Source organism: Methylovorus glucosotrophus, assembly GCF_009858335.1.
GTDB lineage: Bacteria > Pseudomonadota > Gammaproteobacteria > Burkholderiales > Methylophilaceae > Methylovorus > Methylovorus glucosotrophus.
The window spans coordinates 1,042,054-1,068,123 of sequence record NZ_VMSE01000001.1 but is presented as its reverse complement, the minus strand read 5'-3'; the positions used below and the strand labels follow the sequence as shown (position 1 = coordinate 1,068,123).

Here is a 26,070-nt window from a genome sequence, read left to right as displayed (position 1 = left end):
AGCCCACATTGGCTTTTCGGTTCTGATACCATAATTGCATCACCCGATATGACCCGCGACCTGTTCAAATTCTAGTGGCTATTTAACGGTATGCATAAATGAACTTGAGTCCAAAGGTAAAAAAATGGGTACAAATCTCTATTGTTATAGGTGGGTTACTTTTATTTAAAGTGCCTCAATGGGTTAATGAAGAGCTATTAGAAAATCGGCAAGCTGAATTTGGAAATCAATATGCTCAGCAGTTACGAATCCTTCATAGAGAATTAAACACCGAGGTTGTTGATCTCTCAGGAAATCGCTCTTATGCAATATTTGATGTATCCGTTAAATCATATCCAGATATTAAGAGCCAAGAGTATTTGGTAACCATGGAAAATGACATGGTTAATTTATATTGCAGATTAATATCAAAATCAAAATATGATTTAAAAATCGATTTTTTTAATGTTAATTTACGTGCTGAATCAGCAGATGGCACAGAAATGATTATTTCAAGAGTGCTATCTAATAATCTATGCATAACCCATCTCTCAAGCGGGACGCCTAACGGCGACCTTGATTAAAACGCTAGGAGTCTTGATGTCGTACCGTACTCGAATAATTGCTTCGCTTGTGTTGTTCGCGTTGGCCTGCGGCGCTGTCGCCGCCGAACCTGAGCCAACCAGCGCCGAGACTACAGAAGCCCCTTGTCCCAAGACGCTCGGAGAGTATGTGGCAGGTGAGTCCACTTCAGATATTGTGCTACGCTGTCTAGGTAAACCGCACCACGAAGATCACAATCCTGATGGGCGCTTCACCTATTTGTACAATCTGAACCAAAAAGTGACCGTGGTGTTCCTGTTTGACCCACAGAGCAAGCTAATTCGCTATCGTGGCTACCAACGGAATTAAAACTCCTATGCCTTGGTTAAGACACTGGCCTTCGGCGACTGGGGCGCTCCATGTTAGAAATATTGAAAGTGTGTGCTGTCATGTTTGCATTTCTTGCTATTAGCCTCGCTCGTACGGAAGAAGTACGAAAATCAATATCGTCCCAAGAAGCTAAAATCGATCAATTCGCATGGGATGGGCCACGTTGGACGTCATGAGTGAGTTTTCCCTTTCCGCATTCGATGGGGTAACCATTGATGGATTGGAATTTTGTGGGAAGGTCTACGAACTGTTTGAGGCAATTCGCCAAGGTCCTGACGGAACAAGCCGTCTCCGGCTCCGCCCGAGTAAGGTTGAGAAACGGTTACTTGAAGAGCTCATGCCGATCGCCGCATACATACAATATAGCTACCGTGCGGGCAGATACATCTCTGTGCGTTGGCTTCAAGGAAGCCAACCATTCGACGCTGAGGTAACTCAGCACGGCAGCTATATCGATCAAGGTTATTTTCCACGCAGCTCATACCTCGAACTAACTTGCGTCGTCCATCCAAAAGAACATATGCAAAGAGAGCATTTAGAGAAGAAGGGGGGCACCTTCGGACTGGATGGAATCCATCGCTTGCCAAGCGGCGAATTGATATCTGAACCCGTGGTGTACAGCAATGGAAACTTCATAGACAGTTTTGCGGAATTGGTCGTCCGCGAGCTAACCAAGAAGAGCGCCAAGTCTTACCCTGAAAATACCAGCCTTATTGTCGAGTGCATTCTCAACACGCTTTATGATCCGAGCGAATGGCGCGATCTGATGGATAAGGTTCAATCTCGCATGCCAAAGAACGGATTCCGCGAGGTTTTCTTTCACGATTCAACCCATAACTACGCATGTTTAGCGTACTCGCCGAAATGACGCCCAACCAGTCATCCTGACCTGTCGGCTTTGCCTATCCCCATCCTCTCGTTAACCCATCAGGTCGCGGATATCACATCTTAAATCATGCGCAGTGCAGCCGGATTCACTACATCAGCACGCCTGCTGGGACTTCATGGGTGCCCGGCATGAAGTGACGCGCTTGCAGGGCTATCACCAGCCCACCGCAGACGCATCATAGGGTTAAGCGCTCAGGCTACCGCCGCCTCACCCAGTTGCAGCCTGAGCATGGGCTGCAGTTTCAGCATGCGGACAAAGTCGTGGCTATGTAGCGGTTCGCTAAACAGGAATCCCTGAATCTGGTCGCAGCCCTGTTTTTTCAGGAAGGCCAGTTGCTCCTGGGTTTCCACGCCCTCTGCGACCACCTTGATCTGCAGGCTGTGGGCCATGGCGATAATGGCTTGGGTGATCGCCATGTCGTCCACATCATCGGGGATATCGCGCACAAAGGATCGGTCGATCTTGAGTGAATCAATCGGGAAGTGCTTGAGATAGCCGAACGAAGAATAGCCGGTGCCAAAGTCATCAATCAGCACATGGGCGCCCAGGTCGTGGAAGTGTTGCAACACCTCCCGCGCCCGCTCGGCATTGTGCATGATCATGCTTTCCGTAATTTCCAGTTCCAGGCAATCTGGCGTCAATCCGCTCTCGGCCAGTGAGTCGGCAATGGTTTGCCGCAGGGTTTCATCGCGGAACTGGCGGGCGGAGAGATTAACGGCAACCCTAACGTTCTGTCCGGTGAGCTGTTGCCACTCTACGGCTTGCCGACAGGATTCCCGCATGATCCAGGCGCCGATGTCGATAATCAGGCCGGTCTCTTCCGCCAGGGGAATAAACTGCATGGGTGACAGCATGCCGAGCTCAGGATGCTGCCAGCGCACCACCGCCTCGGCGCCGATGATTTTCTGCGAGCGCAAGTCTACCTTGGGCTGGTAATGCAGCACGAATTCATTGCGCTCCACTGCGCGGCGCAGGTTGTTTTCCAGCGTCAATAATTCTACGCTATTGGTATTGGCTTCTGCCGCATAAAAGCGGAAGGTGTTCTTGCCGGACTCTTTGGCGCGATACATGGCGGCATCGGCATGCTTGAGCAGGCTGGCTGTATCGAGGCCATCGTCCGGATATACGCTGATGCCGATACTGGCGCTGATAAAAAGCTCGCGCCCGACCAGTATAAAAGGCTGCGCCAGAGTGGCCATGATCTTGCGGGCGATGGTATTGAGATAGTCGGTATCGCCACAGTCTTCCACCAGCACCACAAACTCATCGCCGCCCTGGCGCGCAACGGTATCGGTTTCGCGCAAACATTCTTTAAGCCGCTTGGCGGCTTCTTGCAGCAGCATGTCGCCGGTTTGGTGTCCTAGGGTATCGTTGATGATCTTGAAACGGTCAAGATCAATGAACAAGACGGCAATCGCGGTCTTGTTGCGTTGGGCGCGGAACAGGGCTTGGTCGATACGCTCCTGCAGCAGGGCGCGGTTGGGCAGATGCGTCAGTGCATCGTGATTGGCCAGGAACTGCAGGCGCTCTTCGGATAATTTGCGTTGAGTGATATCCGTAAACACGGCCACATAATTCTGCACGCTGCCCTTGGCATCAGCGACCTGGCTGATGGATAACCACTCAGGATAACTCTCGCCGGATTTGCGCCGATTCCAGATTTCGCCTACCCATTGACCTTCGCGTCGCAAGGTTTGCCAGATGCCTTCATAGTAAGCAGCCTCGTGCAAGCCAGCCTGCATGACCGATGGCAGCTTGCCGATGATTTCCTCTTTCTCATAACCCGTGATCTGCTGATATGCCTGGTTGACCTCCAGCACGCGGAAAGCAGGATCGGTAATAACAATGCCTTCTGCCGTGTTGTCGAATACCTGCCGCGCCAGACGAAGATCCGCTTCCGCAGCCTTGCTGGCGGTGATATCCAGCATGACCCCTACCAGCTCGGCCGGACGGGTGTTGGACATATTCGGAATCACCTTGACGATGTCTTTCATCCAGACCACGCGCCCATCCGCCGCGATCATGCGGTAGTCAAAATCAAAGCTCTGCAGTTTGAGCGATTCGGTGCGGCAATACTCCACTACCCAGTCGCGGTCGTCCGGGTGAATCTTGTCTACCCAGAAGCCGGGATCCGTCGTCCACTGCGCCAGTGGATACCCCAGCAAAGCTTCCGCTTCTTTACTGACGAAGGTGAATTTGCCACCAGGAATCGCCCGCCACACAATCGCCTGCACCGATTCCACCAGTTCGCGGTAGTCCTGCTGGCTTTTCACAAGCTCGGCTTCGGCTTTTTTGCGGCTGCTGATGTCAATGATCAAGGTCACGATGCGCTGACTGTCATCCCGATACTGGGCAGCCGCAATCTCAATGTGAATGGCCCTGCCGTTTTTCCCCAGGCCCAGCGCTTCATAGCGCGTAGGCACATCCATATCCTGCAGGCGTTGCTGGTAAATTTCGCTCACGCGCTTGCGATCAGACGGATGGATCAGGCTGAAGAAATCCGACCCCAATGGAATGTCACCGGGACTGTAACCTCCTATGCGCCACAAGGCATCGTTACCATAGACGATCTTGCCACGATGAATAATCGCCACACCTTCATTCACATCCGCCTGTGCGTGCAGCAAGGCATCGTAGGTATCCAGCTGCTCCTTGAGTCGCGCCTCCGAACGGATACGCCCGGCATTCAAGCCAGACAAGGCAACACCGGTCGACGAAAGCACCAGCACATACATCCAGTAATCCAGCAGATTGGACTGGGCAAAATCATGCGCAAAGGTCCCCAAGCCATGCGCCCCGCCCCACAACGCCGTCATGGCAACAAATAGCACACTCAGCGCCGCACCGCGCTGATGAAAGCGTAGCGCCGCCCACATGATGAGCGGAAACAGCATGAAAGCCTGAGGCTGCATCAACTGCGACATAGATTTATCCATGGCACCCAGCATGGTCAACAGACAGCTGAAGACCACCAGACCGGCCAGTAGCAGGGCTTCGCCCGCCCGCGCCCAACTCCAGCGTATGGGCTCATAGTGATAGAACGCCAGCACGGCCGGGGTAAACAACAGATAGCTGAAAGCGTCTTCCAGCCAGGAATTAGTAAAGCTGTTAGCGAGCGCGGTGGTATCCGCACCGACGACCACCAGCATCAGCACATTGATCAATGCACTGACCAGAGGGCTGATACCGACGGCGAAAAACACCAGCGTCAGGAAATCACGCAGGCGTATCAGCGCCGGATCAAAACGCGCTACCTGCTTCAATAGATAACAGGCCAGCAGGGTTTCCAGTGTATCCCCCACTGCCATGGTGGCAGCCACGTAATACACCGTGGCATGCAAATGGGTAAACAGGGAGCCCATAAAAATAGCAGGCCATGCGCGATAACCAAAGACTAATAGAATCGCCAGCGAGAAGCCGGCCGTGGGACTGATTAAGGTCGCCCAGGCATCCGGAATGGGAATCCAGAGATTAAGACTGCCAAGCAAGCAATAAACAAAAACAATAATGCTGAGTTTAACGATATTGCGGAGAGACAGCGGCCGCGGCCGAGTGTTGAGACTGGTGTACATTTCCCTGATTTATAATATGAATTTTTATGTAATCGTACACAACAAACGCCAAAAAGCCTATTACTAAAAGGGGTTTAACCGTCTGGCTGCAGCCCCCGTCAGGCTTCGCATAGCCTTTAAAACCATGGCCAACTCGATTTGCTTTCAGCGTAAAAAAACCCGCCATTTTCATGGCGGGTTTTTTTCAGGATACGCATGCCATTTTAGTGGCATGCTCGGCACTTATCAGCTTAGAACTTGTAAGTGACGTCCAGTTGGTACAGATTGTAGCTGTCGAGGTTCAGGTTAATATCACCTGCGCCAGTAGCGGCCAGACGGTCATTCTTGCGAGTAGCATGACCAGCAGCCAGATTCAGGAATACGTTATCACGCACCAGGTATTCACCCTTGAACACGACACCCTTCAGGTTAACCTTGGAATCCATGAAGTCAGAGTCAACAGCGTTAGGATCCAATGCGTAAACACCTACGTCCTGGTACCAGAGCTTGGCAGACCAGTCACCCTTCTTGGGGTTCTTGTCCTGCTTTTGTTCCAGGCCTACACCCACCAGCCAGGCTTTGTCATCGTTACCAGCTGCGCGGATAGTGTTACGGGCAGTACCGGCCGTAGCAGCAGCTACAGCAGCGTCAAAGCGGTCATCACCATCCAGGTTGACTACGTAATCACCAAACACATTCAGTTTCATGTTGTTTGCCAGCTTGAAGCCCAGTTCAGCCGGGATTTCAATGGTGCGGATATCATTAGTCGAGGTAACGTTGGTACCGAGGGTGGAACCAACGGTCGTGGTGGTACCCAAGCCTGGTACAAAAGCACCAGTGCCAGTGCCGTTATCACTTGTGTAAGTGGTGTAAGTCAACGCAGCCTTGGCAGACACGGTATCGGTAATATCAAACTTCGCACCGCCCTGGAAAGCCAACAGGGTGTTGGTTTTACGCTCAGAGGCGGTATCGATGTTGTAATAATCCTGACGGTCACCACGGTATTGAGACTGTGCGAAATTACCGAACAGGTTTACCTTGCCCCACTTGTAGTCGATCTTTTCAACCAGGCCTTCAAATGTCAGGTCAGCATCCCATACCATGGAAGTGGTATACAGTGGGTTAGCCACACGACCAGCTTCAACCTTCAACCAGTCAGTTGCTTTCCAGCCCAACATGGCGCGCTTGACGTAAACGGTTTCCTTACCGTTTGCGCCGTTGTTGCCATTACCAAATGTGGCATTGTCGGAACGACCACCTGAACCCATGGACAAAGCCAGGTCAGAGTAGAAATCACCAGCTTCGGTCTTCACGCCCAACAGCATCTTGTAGCGACCACGCGTACGATCTTCACCATTGCTGGCAGTGTCTTCGCCATTACGGAATTCGTAACGTGCGCGCATATCGCCATACAAAGTTGCATTATCGATTACATCAGAAATCTTAATCTTGCCAGCCGTTTTCATGGCTTTTTCCTGACCCAGTTTTTCGCCTTCGCGGCCCTTGGTCAGCAGATTGCCTTCTTCTTCGGTCAATACGCCCTTGCTCACCAGCGCATTGACGATGTCAACAGTGGAATCAGCCATGGCATTGGCGCCAAAGCCGAACAGTAGTGCCCCAGAAACTGCAGCACAGACGCCGCGCAGCTTGATACTTTTCATTAGATTGCTCCCGGTTAAAAAACTATAAATTCGTTTTGTTGAGTTTCAACACGGAAGCGATTCTGGGGATGCAATGTGACAGATTGATGACGAATCATGAATTCGTCACGCAGGCGTTGCAAAAATACAACAACCCATACGTGACGATAAGGTGGCTCCAACAACGTCAACCATTGGAGCTCGGAGGGAACTTAAGCGTGACCTGCGCTGGCTGCGCGTAATGGGCTGGCTTTGTTATTGGCGCTTTCGGTGGAGATGGAAGCGATGTCACCAGACAACTCTCCACCTTCTTCAATAAAAATCTTGCCGTAGCGAATTTTGCCGCTAACCCGGCCACTGGCATGAATGATGAGCTGGCTACGTGCGGTGAGTTCGCCTTCAAACTTGCCATATATCTCGGCGACATCGATACCCACCTTGCCGGAGAATTCGCCAGCTTCGGCAATCTGGATGACACGACTATCCATGGTGGCCTCGACGCGCCCTTCTACTACCAGGGTATCGCAGTCCTGGATTTCCGCGCCTTTGAGTTTGACATCCGGCCCCACAATCAGGCGGCTACCTGAGATCTCTTTGTTGTCAGTGTCCGTTTTAATATCAGATGCTGCGGAGGCTGCCGTGGCAGAAGAGGTAGCGGCAGGATAAGGCGCGCTGGTCGTCGTTGTGCTGGCAGATAAAGGTGAAGTGGAAGGACGGCTAGCGGGCGTGGATTGTGCAGGAGAAGGTTGGGCACCTCGATTGAAAAGACCTTGCTTGTTTAACATGGGTAATCCTCTTTCATGATGGTAAAAAATGTCGAAATGCAGACATCACATTTACCAGAGCAGTTAGAGCAATGACCATGCCGGAAATAACTACACCAAAATAATCATGTACTTACGAAAATCTGTTGGTGAATTTTCAAGAATCAGGGGTAAATACCAAAAAAAACGTCTCCCTCAGGAGACGCTCATCCGTTCTTTAAAAAACAAGCGATTGTTTTTAAAGAGCTAATCTTGTCGCCCTGCCGCAACAAACCGCAGCAGGGCTCGCGTTCAGATTCAGGCTTCGGGACGCATATGCGGGAACAAAATCACATCGCGAATGCTGGGGCTATCGGTCAACAGCATCACCAGCCGGTCAATGCCGATACCGCAACCACCGGTAGGTGGCATGCCATATTCCAGCGCCCGTATGAAGTCAGCATCGTAATACATGGCTTCGTCATCGCCCGCCTCTTTGGCAGCGACCTGGGCATGGAAACGTGCTGCCTGGTCTTCAGCATCATTCAGCTCCGAGAAACCGTTGGCAATTTCGCGACCGGTGACAAACAGCTCAAAACGCTCGGTAATCTCGGGATTGCTATCCGATGCGCGTGCCAGCGGCGAGACTTCCACCGGGTAATCAATGATATAGGTTGGCTCCCATAACTGGCTTTCGGCCGTTTCTTCAAACAGAGCCAGTTGCAGCGCGCCCAGACCGGCATGGGCAAAGGCCTCGACCCCAAACTTCTTCAATTCGGTGCGCAGGAAAGCAGCATCATTCAGCTGCTCCAATGTATAGGCCGGCGCATATTTCTGAATCGCCCCGACAATGGTCAAGCGCTGGAATGGCTGGCTGAGGTCCAGCGTACGGCCTTGATATTCCAGCACAGCCGTGCCACGGGCGGCGATAGCAGCCGCACGGATACAGTTTTCAGTGAAGTCCATCAGCCACTTGTAATCGGTATAGGCCGCGTAGAACTCCATCATAGTGAATTCGGGGTTGTGACGGACGCTTACGCCTTCGTTACGGAAATTGCGGTTGATCTCGAATACGCGCTCAAAGCCGCCCACGATCAGACGCTTGAGGTAAAGCTCAGGCGCAATACGCATGTACATCTGCATATCCAGCGCATTGTGATGCGTAATGAAAGGCTTGGCCGACGCACCGCCAGGAATCGGATGCAGCATGGGCGTTTCCACTTCCAGGAACTCATTGCCCAGCATGAAGCTGCGAATAGCCGCCACAATCTTGCTGCGAGCAATAAAGGTCTGGCGGGTATCGTCCGACACAATCAGATCAACATAGCGCTGGCGATACTTGGTCTCCTGATCAGACAGCCCATGGAATTTCTCAGGCAGCGGACGCAAGGACTTGGTGAGCAGACGCAGCTCGCTCACCTTGATCGACAGTTCACCAGTCTTGGTTTTGAACACCACGCCGCGGGCGGCAAGAATATCGCCCATATCCCATTTCTTGAAAGCATCGTAAAGCTCTTCGCCTATGCTTTCCTTGGAGATGAAGAGCTGGATACGGCCGCTTTTATCCTGCAGCGTGGCAAAGCTGGCCTTGCCCATGACGCGCTTCAGCATCATGCGGCCCGCCACGCTCACCTGCACATTGGCAGGCTCCAGCGTTTCATTGTCCTGTTCGCCATATTGGGCATGCAGTTCTGCTGCCGCGTGCTCAGGCTTGAAATCATTGGGGAAGGCCACACCCTGAGCCCGGATCGCTTTCAGCTTTTCGCGGCGCTCGGCAATCACATGGTTTTCGTCTTGTTGTGTCGCCTCAATCGGCTGTTGTGCTTCGCTCACTACTACACTCCCTGCTTTAAACTTTCTGATATGAATGGATCCAGATCGCCATCCAGCACGCCCTGGGTATTGCCAATTTCAACGTTGGTGCGCAGATCCTTGATGCGCGACTGATCCAGCACATAGCTGCGAATCTGGTGACCCCAGCCAATATCCGTCTTGGCATCTTCCAGCGCCTGCTTTTCCTGATTGCGCTTGTTGAGCTCCAGCTGATACAGCTGCGCTTTCAGCATGTTCATGGCCTCAGCCTTGTTACGGTGCTGTGAGCGGTCATTCTGACATTGCACAACGGTATTGGTCGGCAAGTGGGTAATACGCACGGCGGAGTCGGTCTTGTTAATATGCTGACCACCGGCACCGGATGCCCGGTAAGTATCAATCCGCAAATCGGCCGGGTTGATTTCAACTTCAATCGAGTCATCCACTTCCGGGAAGACCGACACGCTGGCGAACGAAGTGTGGCGACGATTGCCCGAGTCAAATGGCGACTTGCGCACCAGGCGGTGCACGCCACTTTCGGTACGCAGATAACCATAAGCGTAATCGCCCGAGATTTTCAGTGAAGCGCTCTTCAGCCCGGCGACATCGCCTTCAGACTCTTCCAGCACTTCCACCTTGAAGCCACGACGTTCGCAATAGCGCAGATACATGCGCAGCAGCATGGAAGCCCAATCCTGTGCTTCGGTACCGCCCGAGCCGGACTGGATATCGATAAAGCAGTTATTGCCATCCATGGGGTTGGCAAACATGCGGCGGAATTCCATTTCCTCCACCTGCTTTTCCAGGGCTTTGCTGTCGGCATCAATACCAAGCAAGGTGGCATCATCGTTTTCTTCGCGCGCCATTTCAAACAGCTCGGCACTGTCACGCAGGCTGTTATCCACCTCGGTCAGCGACTTGACCACGAACTCCAGTTCGCGACGTTCCTTGCCTAGTTTTTGCGAGCGTTCGTTATCGTTCCAGATGCTGGGATCTTCCAGCAATTGCGAGACTTCTTCCAGGCGTTGCTGCTTGGTCTCGAAGTCAAAGATACCCCCGAAGGGCATGATTACGTTCAGAAAGATCTGCCAGGCGGTGGGCGATCAGATTGAGTTGTTCTGCTTCCATTACCATAAAACCTAATAAAAACGAGATTATACATCAAACCTCGTCCGCTCATTTTGACGGGGTAATAAGCAGCTTGATGCTACAAATAACTCACGCCCGACGTCTTTTCAATTTTCCTGCAATCCACCAGCCTCCAGCCACCATAGTCGATAGAAGTAAGAGCAATGTGATGGCAACGGGCACAGGTACGATGGAGGGCTTGCCAAGCTCACGTGCCACCTTGCCTTTAAGATGGTCTGGGAAGGGTCTGGGCTCTACCGGCACAATCTTCCATTGGCTGCGATCTGCAGGGGCCCGTTCAAGGTATTCATCAAATGAATATACGGGAGCCTGACCAAATGCACGCGACGATGGAATCTGCGGAATATGAACGTAGACCAACGCTTCGACCGATTCCGAAAATTGACGTTCGGTTGGGGTTAATGACCGGTTTGCATGCGGATTAGCCAGCATCAGCATGTCGTTGCCAATGGCATCAAACGCTGCCGCAGGATTCAACCTGGTGGACTCTTCGGTAATGTAGTTATATACATTGCGGGCGTCTTTAAGGCTTTTGCTGGTGATCGCAACATAAAAATAGGCCGCCACCGCTTTCAAATATCCGTCACTGCCTCTTTCAGGCACTTTCCAGCCAATCTGACGTAACGTATCGATACTGAGACCTGCGCAGTTCGATTTAGCATGATCGTATGTCACGTTATGCCGGTAGAAGTCGTCAAAGACCTTATCGATGGTGGATTGGTAGTGTTGCGGAATTGACGAATCACGCATGATCGCCACCAGCATGTAGGAGGGACGATAGTAACTCTGGCCATTGTTGAGATCCATCAGGTACTTGTCAGCTGGAGTAGGCGCCGCGATGATGCCTTTTTCACTATACGAGTCCAGATTGTAAAAATTATTCACTAACCATCGTGACCAGTCACCATCCTGCTCGTACCTGCCTGTCAAAATGCCAAAGTGCCCGCCATGGGCTTCATCATCGTCTCCCTGAGCGCCATTCAACATCAAACCAATGACGGCTTTACCCTGCCATGCCGAATCAGATGAAGGTGTGCGTTGCCATAAAACACGCGTCTGGAATGGACGCTGAGCGCCTCCATTATTGGATCGCACCAACTGCTGAAGGGATTCATTCTGGGCCAGAGGCTCTGGTGGTGTGGGCATGATCTTGAAATTCAGAGGCCATATCGTCCGAGCGACAAACCTCGGCATCCCCCTCCCCTCCTCCATTTCACCACGCAATCGAACGGGATGCCCCATCAAGTACTGCAAGCTCGTCCGATTGAAGTAAGACAGGTTGGTTTTGATTTTAGGCACAATCCCGAACGCCAGGGGTTCGCCATTGCTCAGCGCGATCGTATCTTCATTCAGTATTTTTGCCTCGGCAAGCACCTTGCGCGATCCAAGCCACACGAGCGAACCGGGCGCATCTGAATGCTGGTCAGCAGGAGTACCAATGATCTCATTCTGGAAATACCAAAGTGATTGTGGGGATGCATGACATTCACTGCATTCCCCGGTAGCCAGCCTGTAACCTGCCGCCGGAGTCAGCTCGATATAGCCATCCTCAGTCGCATCCAGGACAGCTGCATATACGACTGAAGGGATAAGTGACGCGATCAATAAGCACATGGGGAGCTTTTTTGTCATTCTTTTCATTTCCATGAGTTAGGAGTGTTAACGGATTCTTGCCTTCAGACTTCTCGACTTTAGCTGCCGCAAGCCTGATTAATATTAAAAAATGGCATTCATATTTTCGAATACCCTTAAACAATCTCGGGCAAAGGCTATCAAGCCAAAGCGCATGATAAAAGTTGTCTCCACTGAACTACGCATTTTCTGGTGATTTAAATGTTCAATATCACCAGCTAAATTTAGCTTTCGTCATCATTGTCACAAACTTGTAACATAGAGGCTTTAAAGTGCTCCCAAGTTATGTACCCCCGCTCTCGGAAGCTGACGTCTGCAGCGCGGATTTTATTCACACCATGGAGGTTATATGCAATCGAAGTTTGTACAAAGCATGGGTCTGGCGGCTGTTGTCGCATCTCTGTTCGCTATCCCCACTGCTCACGCAGCTGAAAAGATCGTCAAGATCGACGGCTCCAGCACGGTTTATCCGATTACCGAAGCGGTCGCTGAAGAATTCCAGAAAGCTAAAAAAGGCGCCATCAAGGTTACCGTGGGTATTTCCGGTACTGGCGGCGGTTTCAAGAAGTTCTGCCGTGGTGAGACTGATATTTCCGAAGCTTCCCGCCCTATCCTGAAGAAGGAAATGGACGCCTGTAAGGAAGCTGGCATTCAATACATCGAACTGCCTGTGGCATATGACGCATTGACCGTGGTTGTGAATCCAAAGAATGACTGGATCAAAAGCATTACCGTGGAAGAGCTGAACAAGATGTGGGCACCTGCTGCACAAGGCAGCGTCAAGACCTGGAAGCAAGTGAATGCCACTTGGCCAGACAAGCCGCTGAAGCTGTTCGGCCCAGGTGCTGACTCGGGTACATTCGACTACTTTACCGAAGCTGTGGTTGGCAAGGCCAAGTCCAGCCGTGGTGACTTTACTGCCTCTGAAGATGACAACGTTCTGGTACAAGGTGTATCCAGCGACATCGGCGGCCTGGGTTACTTTGGTTATGCTTACTTTGACGAAAACCGCGACAAACTGCGCGCTGTGCCTATCGTTGCCAAGACTGGCGCTCCAGCTGTGAGCCCATCTCCTGAAACGGTGATGAATGGCACTTACCAGCCACTGTCCCGCCCGCTGTTCATCTATGTGAACGCAACGGCTGGCGCTTTCAAGCCTGAAGTCAAAGAGTTCATCAACTTCTACCTGGCCAATGCTGCTGCCCTGACCAAGGAAGTGAAGTACGTTCCCCTGCCAGCCAGCGAATACGCTGCCGTGGTTGAACACTGGAAGTCTCTGAAGCCGGGTACTGGCTTTGGTGGTGTGCCAGAAGTGGGCGTGAAGATTCCTGAACTGCTGAGCCGCATCAAGTAATGGCTTGCGACATCGGGCGGCATTATTGCCTGCCCGATGTCGCATCCCTCCCTTCAATTCCGTTACAATGCACGGGTCTAAATCAAGTGAACACGGCTACTCAAGTGCTACCAAATCAGACTGAACTGAAAATCAGTGCACGTTTGGCAAAAAACGTCCGCAGACATTTTGTTGAACGCGTGATTGAATTCCTTCTTATGCTGGCTGCCATGTCGGCAGTAGCAACTACCATGGCAATTGTCGCCATTCTGCTTTACGAATCCTTAAGCTTTTTTGAACATGTTTCCATTATTGACTTCCTGACGGATACGCAATGGACGCCACTGTTTGAAGATGCGCACTACGGCATTCTGCCTCTGGTTTCCGGCACGCTCACCACCTCGGCCATTGCCTTGCTGGTGGCGATTCCGATTGGCACTGTTGGCGCCATTTACCTGTCCGAGTTTGCTTCGCACAAGACACGCGAAACCGTCAAACCTATCCTGGAACTGCTGGTTGGCGTGCCAACCGTGGTATTTGGCTACTTTGCGCTGCTGTTCGTGACACCATTGCTGCAAAAATTCATCCCCGGCCTGCCTGGCTTTAATATGTTGGGCCCAGGTATCGTGATGGGCATCATGATCGTGCCTTATATCAGCTCGGTCGCTGAAGATGCCATGCGCGCAGTGCCAATGAGCATGCGTGAAGGTTCGTACGCCATGGGCGCCACGCGCTTTCAGACTGCCATTCGTGTGGTAACACCGGCTGCGATTTCCGGCATTATCGCCGCTTACATTCTGGGTATTTCCCGTGCGGTGGGTGAGACGATGGTGGTAGCACTTGCGGCTGGCCAGCAACCTAACCTCACCTTTAACCCGATGGAAAGTGCATCTACCATCACGGCTTACATCGTGCAGGTTGCCATGGGCGATTTGCCCCACGGCAGCATTGGTTACCAGAGTATTTTTGCTGCGGGTCTGGTGCTGATGTTAATGACCCTGATCTTCAATATTCTGGGCCACCTTACCCGCAAGAAATTCAGAGAGACTTATTAAGCCATGAGTAACCAAGCATCCGTACTGGACAATCTGGAAGAAGTGCGGGCGATGATTCGCCGGCACAAATTCAATGACTACGTATTCTCGATTATCGGCCTGATCGCGCTGATGATCGGCCTCCTCACCCTGTTGACGTTGTTTGTCGACCTGGTGATGGATGGTTACCCACGCTTCACGTTTGAGTTCCTCTCCGAATACCCTTCACGCCGCGCAGCCCATGCCGGCCTGTTGTCGGCTTGGATAGGTTCGCTGCTGGTGATGATCGTGACCTTTCTTTCCGCCGTGCCGATGGGTGTGGCAGCAGGTCTCTATCTGGAAGAATATGCACCCAAGAACTGGTTCTCTGACCTGATCGAAATCAACGTGACCAACCTGGCCGGTGTGCCTTCGATTGTGTATGGCTTGCTGGCACTGGGTCTGTTTGTTTACATCCTCGACCTGGGGCAAAGCATACTGACCGCTGGCCTGACATTGGGTCTGCTGATCCTGCCAGTCGTGATTGTGGCAACCCGTGAGGCCGTGCGTGGCATTCCTGTTGCGATTCGCGAAGCTGCCTACGCCGTAGGCGCCACCAAATGGCAAGTTGTGCTGCATCATGTGCTGCACTACTCCTTCGGCGGCATCCTGACCGGCGTGATTATCGGCATGGCACGCGCACTGGGTGAAACAGCGCCTCTGATTACGATTGGTGCACTGACGTTTATTGCCTTCCTGCCCCCATCACCGATTACGGATACGCCGCCCTTCCTCAATTTTGAGTGGCTGAGCTCGGGCTTTACCGTGATGCCGATCCAGATGTTCAACTGGCTGTCCCGCCCTGACCATGCATTCCACATGAATGCAGCGGCCACCGGCGCGCTCATCATCGTGGTTACCCTGCTGATGAATGGCACTGCAATCTGGCTGCGTTACCGCATCCGCAAGAATATCAAGTGGTAATCGGGACATTCCCCGCTTACTGGCTGAACAGACTAATTTAAGAATCAGGAAACTAATCAAATGGTGACAACCTCAACTCCGATTAAAGCTGAATCGCGCGATCTGAATTTCTACTACAACGGTGGTCACAAGGCGCTCAAGGGCATCACCATGCCGCTGTATGAGAAGAAGATCACGGCCCTGATCGGCCCATCCGGCTGTGGCAAATCGACATTCCTGCGCTGCTTCAACCGCATGCATGATCTTTACCCTGGCAACCGTTATGACGGCCAGATCATCATGCATCCGGACAACACCAATGTACTGGCCAATGGCGTAGACCCGATTGAAGTGCGCATGCGCATCAGCATGGTGTTCCAGAAGCCTAACCCCTTCCCCAAGTCCATCTACGAAAACGTGGCTTACGGCCTGCGTGTACGCGGTGAAAACAACAAGCGCGTGGTGGATGACAAGGTAGAAGAAGCACTGAAAGGTGCCGCCCTGTGGGACGAAGTGAAGAACCGCCTGCACGATCTGGCATTCAACCTGTCTGGTGGTCAGCAACAGCGTCTGTGCATTGCTCGCGCCCTGGCAACTGATCCTGAAATCATGCTGTTTGACGAGCCAACATCGGCGCTTGACCCGATTGCGACGGCCAACATTGAAGAACTGATGTCCGAGCTGCGCAACAAGCTGACGATTCTGGTGGTAACACACAACATGCAGCAAGCCGCCCGTGTGTCTGACTACACCGCTTATATGTACCTGGGTGAGTTGATCGAGTACGGCGATACCGACATGATCTTCACCCGCCCTACCCGCAAGGAAACAGAAGACTACATTACCGGCAAGTTCGGTTAATGCCATCACCTGGTGGCCTGCCAAACAGGCCACTCTTGCAGTGAAAAAGCCCGGGGTAATCCCGGGCTTTTTCATGGGCGCTCACAGGCTCAGGGCTGCTGGTAGCGCATTAGCGACAGGTCGTCATGGCGTATATCCGTCGCCTGCCCGGAAACGAGGTGCGTCAGCAACTTTGCTGAACCGCAAGCCATGGTCCAGCCCAAAGTGCCATGGCCGGTATTGAGAAAGAGGTTGGGGATATGCGTTGCACCCACTAGTGGCGTGCCGTCCGGCGTCATGGGGCGCAAACCGGCCCAGAAGCTCGCCTGGGCGGTATCGCCCGCGCCGGGGAATAAATCCTGCACCACCATTTCCAGCGTGGCGCGGCGGCGTGCGCGCAAGCGTGTATCGTAACCGACCACTTCTGCCGTGCCACCGACGCGTATGCGCTGGTCAAAGCGCGTCAGTGCAATCTTGTAGGTTTCGTCCAGAATGGTGGACTGCGGGGCAAGGCTGGCATCCAGAATGGGCAGTGTCAGCGAATACCCTTTCACCGGATATACCGGAATCCTGGCGATGCCCTTCAGCAGATCTGCACTGTAAACACCGGCAGCGAGCACGCAGGCATCCGAGCTGATCCGCCCCCGATGGGTATGCACGCTGGCAAAGCGCCCACCTTCTACCTCAATGGCGCGGACTGTGGAGCCGTATTCAAACTTCACCCCCAGCGACTCTGCCATGGCGGCAAGGCGGGTGGTAAACAGGTAACAATCGCCGGTTTCATCGTGCGGCAAGCGCAAGCCGCCGGTTAAGCGGCTGGCATGTTGCAGCGCAGGTTCAACACTGGCAAGTTCGGCATTGGATAAGAGCTGGAATGGCACGCCAGCCTCATGCAGCACGGCGATATCGCGGCCAGCGGCATCCAGCTGCTGCTGGGTACGAAACACCTGCAAGGTGCCGAGCTGGCGGCCTTCATATTCAATCCCGGTATCGCGGCGCAAGGCATCGAGGCAATCGCGGCTATATTCCGCCAGCCGCACCATGCGCTCTTTGTTCTGCTGGTAATGGCGGGCATCGCAGTTGCGCCAGAGTTGCCACAGCCATTGGATCTGCGCCAGTGAGCCATCAGGTTTAAGTGCAAGGGGAGCATGCCGCATAAACATCCACTTCAAGGCTTTGAGTGGAACGCCGGGAGCCGCCCACGGCGAAGCGTAGCCAGGCGAAACCTGACCCGCATTGGCAAAACTGGTTTGCAAGGCGGGGCCCGCTTCACGCTCAAGCAGCGTGACCTGATGCCCGGCCTGCGCCAGATAATAGGCTGTCGTTACACCGATGACGCCACCGCCAATGACAACAACATGCATAGCCTAACCCCTGTGTAATCCTCACCCTGATTAGAGCAAGCTTAAGGGTTGGCGATCAATCTATTTTTGCATGAGGGTCATCAGCGCCGCCCCAGCCGTTATAGGCAAGCTTCCAGTCTCAGGCCGAAATCAGCTGCTCGTAAAACTGGAGCATGCGTTCGGCCTGGGTGCGCGATGTCCAGCGTTTGGCCGCATATTGCCGGGCGGACTCGCCGAGGCGCTTGCGCTTGACCTCGTCACTGAACAGGCAGCGTACTTTCTCGGCAAACACCTGTTCATCTTCCGGCGCAATCAAGGCGCCCTCGCCTTCGATCAGGATGGATTTGGTACCCAGCTCCGCCAATGCGACCACCGGCGTGCCTTGTGCCATGGCTTCCAGCAGCACCAGGCCCTGGGTTTCGGTTTTGGATGAAAACACAAAGACATCCGCCGCCCGATAACACGCATTGAGTTCTTTCTCGCGATCCAGATAGCCGATGAACTGGATATTGTCCTGCAGGCCCAGCTGTTTGCTCATGGCATGCAAGCTATCCTCTGCCGGGCCTTCTCCGGCAATCACCAGCAAGGCATCGGGCTGTTGCTGACGCAGATGCGTGAGCATGCGGACCAGAAAGGCAATATTTTTCTCAAAGGCCACACGCCCCACAAACAGCGCGACCGGACGGCCCTGGGCGATGCCATATTTATTGCGAAAGGCTGCGCCATCGGCATCCGCAAAACTATGGGGTTGCAAACCGGTGGGTATCACCTCGGCCGTGCTATTGATGCCATATTGGCGCAGTACATCCAGCATGGGCCGCGAAGGCGCCACAATGGCCTGCACCGCATTGCACTGCTGTCGCGACACCATGCGCGCCAGCCCTTTTGCCATGGCCTTGGGTATCCATGGCAGATAGTGATGCAGATAATCTTCAAAAAAGGTGTGGTAGGTTTCCACGCAAGGCACATCCAGCAAACGCCCCAGCTTCAGCCCCAGGTAGTGGGCCACAAATGGCGTGTGGATATGGATGAGGTCGTAATTCTCGGCGCGCAGTTCCATCAGCTTGTCCAGCGCAGCGCCATATTTCATCAGACGGTCTTCCGGATCAAAATAAATGGTACGCGCGGGGATACGGCGTATCCAATGCTCATCTTCCGTTTGCACGCCATAATCCGGGGCGATCAGATGCACCTCATGGCCCAGTTCCTGCAACTGCCCGACAAAAGTCCGGATGGACGTCGACACCCCATTGATACGGGGAAAATACACATCGGAAATAAATAAAATCTTCACATCTGCCTCTCGCAACACGCATATAACGCTTTGTTGGCAAGATACAGAGGATTTATGACGCTTATGTGAATTGCAACGCAGACGTCATATTGCCTGTTTATAATGCAGCCGCTTATCAGGGAATCCCGTCATGAAACGACTCCGCACTTTGCCAGCGCTGCTGCTGGTATTACCGCTCGCCGCCCATGCTGCGCGCCCTATGATCACCGACGATGCACGGGTGGTGGACCCGCGCAGCTGCCAGCTGGAAACCTGGACCAAACATAATGCCAACAGTGATGAATACTGGGCGCTGCCAGGCTGCAATGTCGGCGAAAATCTGGAGCTGACCTACGGCGGCGCCCTGACCCGCGAAGATGGCGACTCGAATACCACCGACGTCATTCTGCAGGCCAAAACCCTGTTCCGCCCGCTCACAACCAACAATTACGGCATCGGCCTGGTAGTGGGGCATGCGCGCCATCCCAGCGTGGATGAGAAATCCAGCATGCTGGGCGATGCCTATGCGTATATGCCTGCCAGTTTCTCACTGGCAAATGATGCGCTGATACTGCATGTGAATCTGGGTTGGCTGCATGAAAAAGCCGAGCACCAGAACAAGCTGACCTGGGGGCTGGGGTCAGAAACGCGGTTGAACGAACGATTGCAGGCTATCGCGGAAGTATTTGGGGATGACCGTGAGCATCCTTTTTACCAGATAGGCTTGCGCTATTGGCTGGTGCGAGAGCGTGTGCAGATAGACACGACGTATGGTAACCGCATGGACCAGGGCAATGAGGATCGCTGGCTCAGCGTGGGCCTGCGGTTATTGAGCCCCCAGCTGTGGCATTAAGGCAAGCCTGGCCAGCTAGGGAGATATGAAGCGTTTAGCCCAGTAGAATCAGCAGCCAGACCACGGCCAGATTGATCAGGCTGATCAGTACCGCCGCACTGCCGATATCCTTGGCGCGCTTGGCAAGCATGTGGTTTTCGAGGGAGATGCGATCTACCGTGGCTTCGATGGAAGAATTAAGCAGCTCGACAATGACGACCAGCAATACACTGGCGATCATGGCAGCCTTGGCAATGCCACTCTCGCCCAGATACAGGGCCAGCGGCACCAGGACAATGGTCATCAGCACTTCCTGACGGAAGGCATCTTCATTGGTATAAGCGGCCTTCAGCCCGGCCATGGAGTAGCCGAATGCATTGATCAGGCGGCGTAATCCGGTTTTTCCCTTGTATGGACTTTCCATGTTGCTTTCCTTAGCGAGCGATCATCAATGATGCGTAACAGACATCAGCGCGGCAGTATAGCAAACCCGAACGCCCGCAAAGGCGTGTCACAATAAAATCATATAATTGTCACAAGGCCATCATGCCCTGAAGCGACATTAGGCAGCATGAAAAGGCACGCAAATCTTGGTAAGGTCTTCTGGCTTTTGCCCCTGGTTTTGCAATCACAGGACGCCAATGCCTGGGGACTGGTTACCCACCTCTATTTCGCCCACTCCCTGCTCTGGGCCATGCCCTTGCTTGACCCGCGTCTGCGTCAGGCCATACAACGTTTTCCCGAGCTGGTCATGGCCGGTGCCTGCCTGCCTGATCTGTCGCTAGTGTCTCCTACCTTTAGAGAAACCCACCAGTGGCGCCATGCCTATGGGCTGCTGAGCCGCGCCCGCACCGATGAAGAAACCGCCATGGCGATCGGCTATGCCAGCCACCTGTATGTGGATGTCATCGCGCATAATCACTTTGTGCCGGCGCATGAAGCCATGTGGATGGAAAACAGCATGATGACGCACATTGCCTCGGAATGGGCGATGGACGCCCACCTGGCGCCTTTGATGGCCCATACGCCGGGCAAACTGCTTGATTGCAACGCCAACGCACTGGCAGCCTTTATTTCCCCCAGCTTTGGCTGTGAGCCACAGCATACCGAGAAAGCCTTGCGGCGACTGGGCAAGGCAGACAGGTTGCTGCGATTTTCAAGGCTGCCAGGCATGATCTACCGCAGCATGCGCATGCTGGATAGACGGGTATTCAAGCACTTTGTGTATTACATCGCCAAGACCCAAACGGCGATTCAGGATATCCATATCGTGCTGCAAGGCATACAGCCGCATTGGGAGGCCGAGCTGCGCCACCTGGATGCAGCGCAGCTGAATGCATGGCGCGCCGCCTGCCGGCAGCATCTGGAACATCTGCACCCTGCTCCCATCACGTATTTCAGCAAACTGGCCGGGGATTAACCCAGCCAGTATCGCTGCACCCAGAGAGCAGACTACTCCTTGAAGGTAGATCGCAATACCAGCACCGCTGCTTTGCCGAAGCCATAACTGGTGGTCAATACACTGGCTAGCAGGTAAACGGTGAATATCATCGGTGGCGGCTGATTGGGATTATCCAGCAACGGAAAAATCGCCATCAGCAAAAACAGGCTGGAATTGGTAAAGGCCCCCACCACCATGGCCCAGCGCACAGTCCATGGCAAGGTGACGCGAGCTGCGTATACGCCCAGTATCAGCGCTGTCATCAGCAGAAAATCGATATGCGCCTGCAACAGCCGCGTAAACTTCCCGGCAAAGATCGCTTTCAGCGGGTCTACGCCAAAATTCAAGCCGACCATGCACCAGGCCAGCAAAAGGGCCATCAATAGCCAAAGGCAGGCGCCCCGGAGCAATACGATATTGCCGGCATGTCGTGCATTTTGTTGTTGCATGATGTATCTCGTCCCTGTGCTGTTTTAGATAGCGCAAAGTGTAATCAAGCTTGTTGCGGCATACTTTGCTGTCAAGGATGTCAAACTTGACTGCAACGGTGGTATGGCAATTTACAGACAGCCGGAGCACGCTTACCATCACATGACATCAACAGGATAAGGTAGCAGAGTGAAACCGCGTGACGCTGAGACAGAGAGCCTGCAGCCGCCAACGGCCATCCGTTTGTCCACCGAAGATATCTCACCCTGGCACCGGCACGAGTGGCTGAAAGAGATCATCGGCCGGGAATATGCCCATGTTGACATCACCCCCCCGCGCCATGTACCGCTGCTGAATGAAATGGACATCTACACATGGAAGCATCTGCGGCTATCCTGCATCCGGTCCAATGCCATCAAGCTGAAACGCCTGCCACAAGAGCCTTTGCACACTGGCCAGGATGCCTACTTTGGCGTGGTCCTGCTTTCCGGCGAATACATGCTGGAGCAAGCGGGGCGCGAGGTATTCCTCAGTCCCGGAGACATGACGATTTACGACGCCACCAGGCCGCACCGTATTACCTGCCCTAGCAGCTTTTCCAAATTGATCGTATCAATTCCCAGGGAGTTAATGCGGCAAAAGCTGGCGGGGGTTGAAGATTGTATCGCCAAGAAAATCCTGGGGAGCAAGGGCATAGGTGCCGTGGCCGCCGACTTCATGCGTGCCAGCGCAAGTCAGGCAACGGGCATGTCGCAGCTGGCATTTGATGCGCTCTCGGATAATGCGCTCGATCTGTTTTCCCTGGCCTTGCAGGAGATCAGGCCACCCGCCAGCCAGCTATCGCGCAGTCGCTCACTATCGCTTTACAACATCAAATCTTGTGTGGAAAAACACTTGGCCCATCCGCAGCTGGATAGCCAGATGATCGCGCAGGCCACCGGGCTGTCTTCCCGCTATATCAACGAATTGCTGGCGGCAGAAGATACCTCGCTCATGCGCCATGTATGGGAGCGGCGGCTGGAAAAAACGCATCAGGAGATTCTTGGCGCCTGCCAGACGGGATTGGCAGTATCCGACATTGCGATGAAATGGGGCTTTAACGATTTATCGCATTTCAGCCGCGCGTTCAAACGAAAGTATGGCGTATCACCCCGAGCACTCAAGGCTCAGGCGCAAGCTGCAAAAGCAAAAAGCGACGCATGAGGCGTCGCTTTTTGTGCTTCAGTGTTGCCGTTAAACGATAAGCTTAAACGATAGCGATGGAGATCATCGCGATGGTGGCGCCAATCGCGGCGCCAGCCAGTACATCGCTAGGGTAATGCAAGCCCAATACCACGCGTGACAAGGCGACCATCAGCGTAAACGGCAACAGCAAGGGCATCAGCGCCGGGTAGTAGAACAGGCCCACCGTGCAAAAAGCCACGGCATGCAGGGTATGCCCGGAAGGAAAGCTGAAGCGATCCAGCGGCTTGCCGGTCAACCAGATATCCTGATGCACTTCATAAGGACGTGGACGCAGGGTTTTGCCCTTGAGCCATTTGTATACGCAGGTACCTGTCAACCCTGCCAGCGCCATGTGCAAGGCGGGCAGAATGCCATCTGCACCGTGACTCAAGACGATGCCCAGCATGACGGTGTACCAGAAAACACCATCGCCCAGCCGACTGACCAGGCGGAAAAAGAGTCGCACGCCCATAAAGCGCGAGGTGCGATTGGCTCGCACACACAGGCGACTATCCAGTTTGTTGAATCGGTCTATGACCAGATGCATTCGTTGCATGTTGACCTCCACTTCACCGAGGTTAATGATGGTTTAACTTGGTTTTACGTGGGCAAGCATGTCATGCAAGTATGACGGGATGATGACGGTAAATGCGTTAACCATCACCAGTGATGAATGAAAGACGATGCAGCGCTGGCTGAGGCAGCGCCGGAAAGAAGCCGACACGCAGCAGCACTGCATGTCGGCCAGGCCATGTCTATCAGGCTAACTGGGCTTGTACTACAGCGGCGATCTGCTCGGCCAGACGCTGCACCAGCGCACCGTCTTCGCCTTCCACCATCACGCGGATTTTGGGTTCGGTACCCGATGGGCGCAACAGCACGCGGCCGCGCCCTTGCAATTTCTGCTCGGCATCTGCCACGGCTTGCTGGATAGCAGGCTGTGCCGCCAGATCCACTTTGCCAGCGACCTTGACGTTGATCAACACCTGCGGATACAGCGTCAGGCCTGCGCCTAGTGTATCCAGACTGCAGCCAGCGGTACGCATGGCATGCAGCACCTGCAAGGCGGCAATGATGCCGTCACCGCTACTATGCTTGTCCAGACAGAGGATATGGCCGGAGTTTTCGCCGCCCAGTTGCCAATCCTGCTCATTCAGCAGTTCCAGCACATAGCGGTCGCCGACCTTGGCGCGCAGGAAAGGAATATCGGCCTTTGCCAGGGCATGTTCCAGCGCCAGATTGGTCATCAGCGTGCCTACCACGCCACCCTCCAGACGGCCGCGCTGCTTGCGCTGCATGGCAATGATATACAGCAACTGGTCACCATCCAGCAGGCGGCCCTGGCTATCGACCATCACCACCCGGTCGCCATCGCCATCAAACGCGATGCCCAGATCCGCCTTGTGCTCAATCACCGCACGGCACAAGGCTTGCGGGTGGGTAGAGCCACAGTCGAGGTTGATGTTGAGGCCATCTGGCTGATAGCCGATGGTGACAATTTCGGCCCCCAGTTCGTGAAACACCGGCGGGGCCACGTGATAGGTCGCGCCATTGGCACAATCCAGCACTATGCGCAGACCGCGCAAATCCAGTGCGGCAGGAAAGGTGCTCTTGCAGAATTCAATATAGCGGCCCGCAGCATCGGTGATGCGCTTGGCTTTGCCCAGACCGGCTGATGGCATTACCTGCAATGGCTGATCCAGCGCCGCTTCAATCGCCAGCTCAACCTCATCCGGCAGCTTGGTGCCCTCGGCGGAGAAAAACTTGATGCCGTTGTCTTCAAAGGGATTATGCGAGGCCGAGATCACAATGCCCGCCTGCGCGCGCAAGGCACGGGTCAGATACGCCACAGCTGGCGTTGGCATGGGGCCAGTCAGCAATACATCCACGCCCGCAGCAGACAACCCCGCCTGCAAGGCGGACTCCAGCATGTAACCGGAAATCCGCGTATCTTTACCGATCAATACGGTCGGATGTGCATCCTTTGCCAGGTGACTATCGAGGCCAGTCAGCACCCGTCCAGCGGCATAGCCCAATCGCATGACAAAATCTGGCGTGATGGGGGCATCCCCTACACGACCACGTATGCCATCGGTACCAAAATATTTTCTTGTCATTCCCTAAACTTTCAAAAAACCTGACGCATGTAAAACGTCATCGTGAAGCATGCTTTGCAGCTAATACCTGTCAGCCACAGCTGAAACATGATCCAGGGCATCAGTCTAGCGGACGGCTGCCACCACTTTCAGCGCTTCCGCGGTGGCTTTGACATCATGCACCCGCACAATGGCAGCCCCTTTCATGGTGGCAATCACGGAGGCAGCGAGACTGGCATACAGGCGGGAGTCGACATCCTCACCTGTAATTTTGCCCAGCACAGATTTGCGCGAAAGCCCAACCAGCAAAGGATAGCCCAGCGCCTGCAATACCGGTAATTGCTGCAGCAAGGCAATATTATGCACAGTACGCTTGCCGAAACCAAAGCCCGGATCCAGCGTGATGCGCTCTGCGGCTATCCCGGCTGCCTGAGCCGCCTGCAAGCGGCTTTGCAGAAAACCGGCAACCTCGGTCACCACATCATCATATTGCGGTTCCAGTTGCATGGTCTGCGGCGTGCCTTGCATATGCATGAGGCAAACGCCAACATTGCTTGCCGCCACAATCTCGAGCGCATGTGGCTCCTGCAAGGCCCTGACATCATTCACGATATCAGCCCCGGCGGCGATAGCGACCCGCATGACTTCCGGCTTGTAGGTATCAATCGAAAGCGGCACATCCACGCGCTTTGCCAATTGCTCGATCACCGGCAAGACGCGTTGCAGTTCATCCTCCAGCGAGACTGGTGTTGCCCCCGGGCGGGTGGATTCGCCGCCTATATCAAGGATGTCTGCCCCCTGCTCTACCAGTTCAATGGCATGCGCTACCGCGAGCTCGGTAGAGGAGTATTTGCCACCATCCGAAAAAGAGTCAGGCGTGACATTGACGATGCCCATGACATGAGGGCGCGAAAGATCAAGCTGATAACGACCACAGATAAATTTCATAAGCTAA

Annotated in this window: 23 protein-coding genes; 10 read left to right on the top strand and 13 right to left on the bottom strand. The window is 53.8% G+C overall.

What is annotated here, in order from left to right; all coding sequences use genetic code 11:
* Positions 1-98 precede the first annotated feature (98 nt).
* The 3 genes from FNL37_RS04990 to FNL37_RS04980 all read left to right on the top strand — a co-directional run bounded on the left by FNL37_RS04990 (position 99) and on the right by FNL37_RS04980 (position 1,780).
* Positions 99-563: a hypothetical protein gene (locus tag FNL37_RS04990; RefSeq protein ID WP_159355343.1), complete on the top strand. Its 465-nt coding sequence runs from the start codon at positions 99-101 to the stop codon at positions 561-563.
* A 16-nt stretch (positions 564-579) separates the two neighbouring features.
* Entirely contained in the window at positions 580-891 is a 312-nt protein-coding gene (locus FNL37_RS04985; protein ID WP_159355342.1) for a hypothetical protein, read from the top strand.
* Between the two features lie 193 nt (positions 892-1,084).
* The gene (locus FNL37_RS04980; RefSeq protein WP_159355341.1) at positions 1,085-1,780 is read left to right on the top strand and encodes a hypothetical protein; all 696 of its coding nucleotides are present in this window, start codon (positions 1,085-1,087) and stop codon (positions 1,778-1,780) included.
* A gap of 212 nt (positions 1,781-1,992) precedes the next feature.
* Here the strand turns inward: FNL37_RS04980 and FNL37_RS04975 are convergent, their stop codons facing one another.
* From FNL37_RS04975 to FNL37_RS04950, 6 genes are all read right to left on the bottom strand, one after another.
* Positions 1,993-5,373 carry a bifunctional diguanylate cyclase/phosphodiesterase gene (locus tag FNL37_RS04975; RefSeq protein ID WP_159355340.1) on the bottom strand — a complete coding sequence of 1,127 codons (3,381 nt, stop codon included), beginning with the start codon at positions 5,371-5,373 and terminating at the stop codon, positions 1,993-1,995.
* A 230-nt stretch (positions 5,374-5,603) separates the two neighbouring features.
* A complete protein-coding gene (locus FNL37_RS04970) occupies positions 5,604-7,013 on the bottom strand; it encodes a putative porin (protein WP_159355339.1) in 1,410 nt (469 codons plus the stop codon).
* Between the two features lie 191 nt (positions 7,014-7,204).
* Entirely contained in the window at positions 7,205-7,777 is a 573-nt protein-coding gene (locus FNL37_RS04965) for a bactofilin family protein (protein WP_013442641.1), read from the bottom strand.
* 276 nt (positions 7,778-8,053) lie between these two features.
* A complete protein-coding gene (gene lysS / locus FNL37_RS04960; protein ID WP_159355338.1) occupies positions 8,054-9,568 on the bottom strand; it encodes a lysine--tRNA ligase in 1,515 nt (504 codons plus the stop codon).
* Positions 9,569-9,570: 2 nt separating this feature from the next.
* Positions 9,571-10,675 (bottom strand): peptide chain release factor 2 gene (gene prfB / locus FNL37_RS04955; RefSeq protein WP_148211171.1). Its coding sequence is split into 2 segments (ribosomal slippage): positions 9,571-10,593 and positions 10,595-10,675, totalling 1,104 coding nucleotides; the frame shifts between segments, so codons are not numbered across the junction.
* Between the two features lie 90 nt (positions 10,676-10,765).
* The gene (locus tag FNL37_RS04950; protein ID WP_211371942.1) at positions 10,766-12,328 is read right to left on the bottom strand and encodes a hypothetical protein; all 1,563 of its coding nucleotides are present in this window, start codon (positions 12,326-12,328) and stop codon (positions 10,766-10,768) included.
* Positions 12,329-12,677: 349 nt separating this feature from the next.
* Between FNL37_RS04950 and FNL37_RS04945 the strand changes: the two genes are divergently transcribed.
* From FNL37_RS04945 to pstB, 4 genes are all read left to right on the top strand, one after another.
* Entirely contained in the window at positions 12,678-13,682 is a 1,005-nt protein-coding gene (locus tag FNL37_RS04945; protein WP_013442644.1) for a PstS family phosphate ABC transporter substrate-binding protein, read from the top strand.
* An 86-nt stretch (positions 13,683-13,768) separates the two neighbouring features.
* Complete coding sequence (gene pstC / locus FNL37_RS04940; protein WP_049757298.1) at positions 13,769-14,716, top strand: phosphate ABC transporter permease subunit PstC; 948 nt, start codon at positions 13,769-13,771, stop codon at positions 14,714-14,716.
* 3 nt (positions 14,717-14,719) lie between these two features.
* The gene (gene pstA / locus FNL37_RS04935) at positions 14,720-15,658 is read left to right on the top strand and encodes a phosphate ABC transporter permease PstA (RefSeq protein WP_013442646.1); all 939 of its coding nucleotides are present in this window, start codon (positions 14,720-14,722) and stop codon (positions 15,656-15,658) included.
* 60 nt (positions 15,659-15,718) lie between these two features.
* A complete protein-coding gene (pstB, locus tag FNL37_RS04930; RefSeq protein WP_013442647.1) occupies positions 15,719-16,498 on the top strand; it encodes a phosphate ABC transporter ATP-binding protein PstB in 780 nt (259 codons plus the stop codon).
* Positions 16,499-16,587: 89 nt separating this feature from the next.
* Here pstB and FNL37_RS04925 read toward each other — a convergent pair whose 3' ends face one another.
* Positions 16,588-17,841: a D-amino acid dehydrogenase gene (locus tag FNL37_RS04925; RefSeq protein ID WP_159355337.1), complete on the bottom strand. Its 1,254-nt coding sequence runs from the start codon at positions 17,839-17,841 to the stop codon at positions 16,588-16,590.
* Between the two features lie 118 nt (positions 17,842-17,959).
* The gene (locus tag FNL37_RS04920; RefSeq protein ID WP_159355336.1) at positions 17,960-19,114 is read right to left on the bottom strand and encodes a glycosyltransferase; all 1,155 of its coding nucleotides are present in this window, start codon (positions 19,112-19,114) and stop codon (positions 17,960-17,962) included.
* A 130-nt stretch (positions 19,115-19,244) separates the two neighbouring features.
* On the opposite strand from FNL37_RS04920, the gene FNL37_RS04915 reads away from it, so the two are divergent.
* Complete coding sequence (locus FNL37_RS04915) at positions 19,245-19,946, top strand: hypothetical protein (RefSeq protein ID WP_159355335.1); 702 nt, start codon at positions 19,245-19,247, stop codon at positions 19,944-19,946.
* Between the two features lie 34 nt (positions 19,947-19,980).
* Here FNL37_RS04915 and FNL37_RS04910 read toward each other — a convergent pair whose 3' ends face one another.
* Positions 19,981-20,349, bottom strand: coding sequence for a diacylglycerol kinase (locus tag FNL37_RS04910; RefSeq protein ID WP_013442651.1), 369 nt, complete (start codon positions 20,347-20,349; stop codon positions 19,981-19,983).
* 147 nt (positions 20,350-20,496) lie between these two features.
* Between FNL37_RS04910 and FNL37_RS04905 the strand changes: the two genes are divergently transcribed.
* A complete protein-coding gene (locus FNL37_RS04905; protein WP_159355334.1) occupies positions 20,497-21,345 on the top strand; it encodes a zinc dependent phospholipase C family protein in 849 nt (282 codons plus the stop codon).
* A 32-nt stretch (positions 21,346-21,377) separates the two neighbouring features.
* On the opposite strand, the gene FNL37_RS04900 is transcribed toward FNL37_RS04905, so the two are convergent.
* Positions 21,378-21,815 carry a hypothetical protein gene (locus tag FNL37_RS04900; protein ID WP_159355333.1) on the bottom strand — a complete coding sequence of 146 codons (438 nt, stop codon included), beginning with the start codon at positions 21,813-21,815 and terminating at the stop codon, positions 21,378-21,380.
* A 169-nt stretch (positions 21,816-21,984) separates the two neighbouring features.
* On the opposite strand from FNL37_RS04900, the gene FNL37_RS04895 reads away from it, so the two are divergent.
* Positions 21,985-22,998, top strand: coding sequence for an AraC-like ligand-binding domain-containing protein (locus FNL37_RS04895; RefSeq protein ID WP_159355332.1), 1,014 nt, complete (start codon positions 21,985-21,987; stop codon positions 22,996-22,998).
* A 43-nt stretch (positions 22,999-23,041) separates the two neighbouring features.
* Here the strand turns inward: FNL37_RS04895 and FNL37_RS04890 are convergent, their stop codons facing one another.
* The 3 genes from FNL37_RS04890 to folP form a co-directional block, all read right to left on the bottom strand.
* On the bottom strand, positions 23,042-23,575 hold the full coding sequence (locus tag FNL37_RS04890) for a phosphatase PAP2 family protein (RefSeq protein WP_015830484.1): 534 nt from the start codon (positions 23,573-23,575) through the stop codon (positions 23,042-23,044).
* Between the two features lie 202 nt (positions 23,576-23,777).
* A complete protein-coding gene (glmM, locus tag FNL37_RS04885; RefSeq protein ID WP_159355331.1) occupies positions 23,778-25,136 on the bottom strand; it encodes a phosphoglucosamine mutase in 1,359 nt (452 codons plus the stop codon).
* 105 nt (positions 25,137-25,241) lie between these two features.
* Complete coding sequence (gene folP / locus FNL37_RS04880) at positions 25,242-26,063, bottom strand: dihydropteroate synthase (protein WP_159355330.1); 822 nt, start codon at positions 26,061-26,063, stop codon at positions 25,242-25,244.
* Positions 26,064-26,070 lie beyond the last annotated feature (7 nt).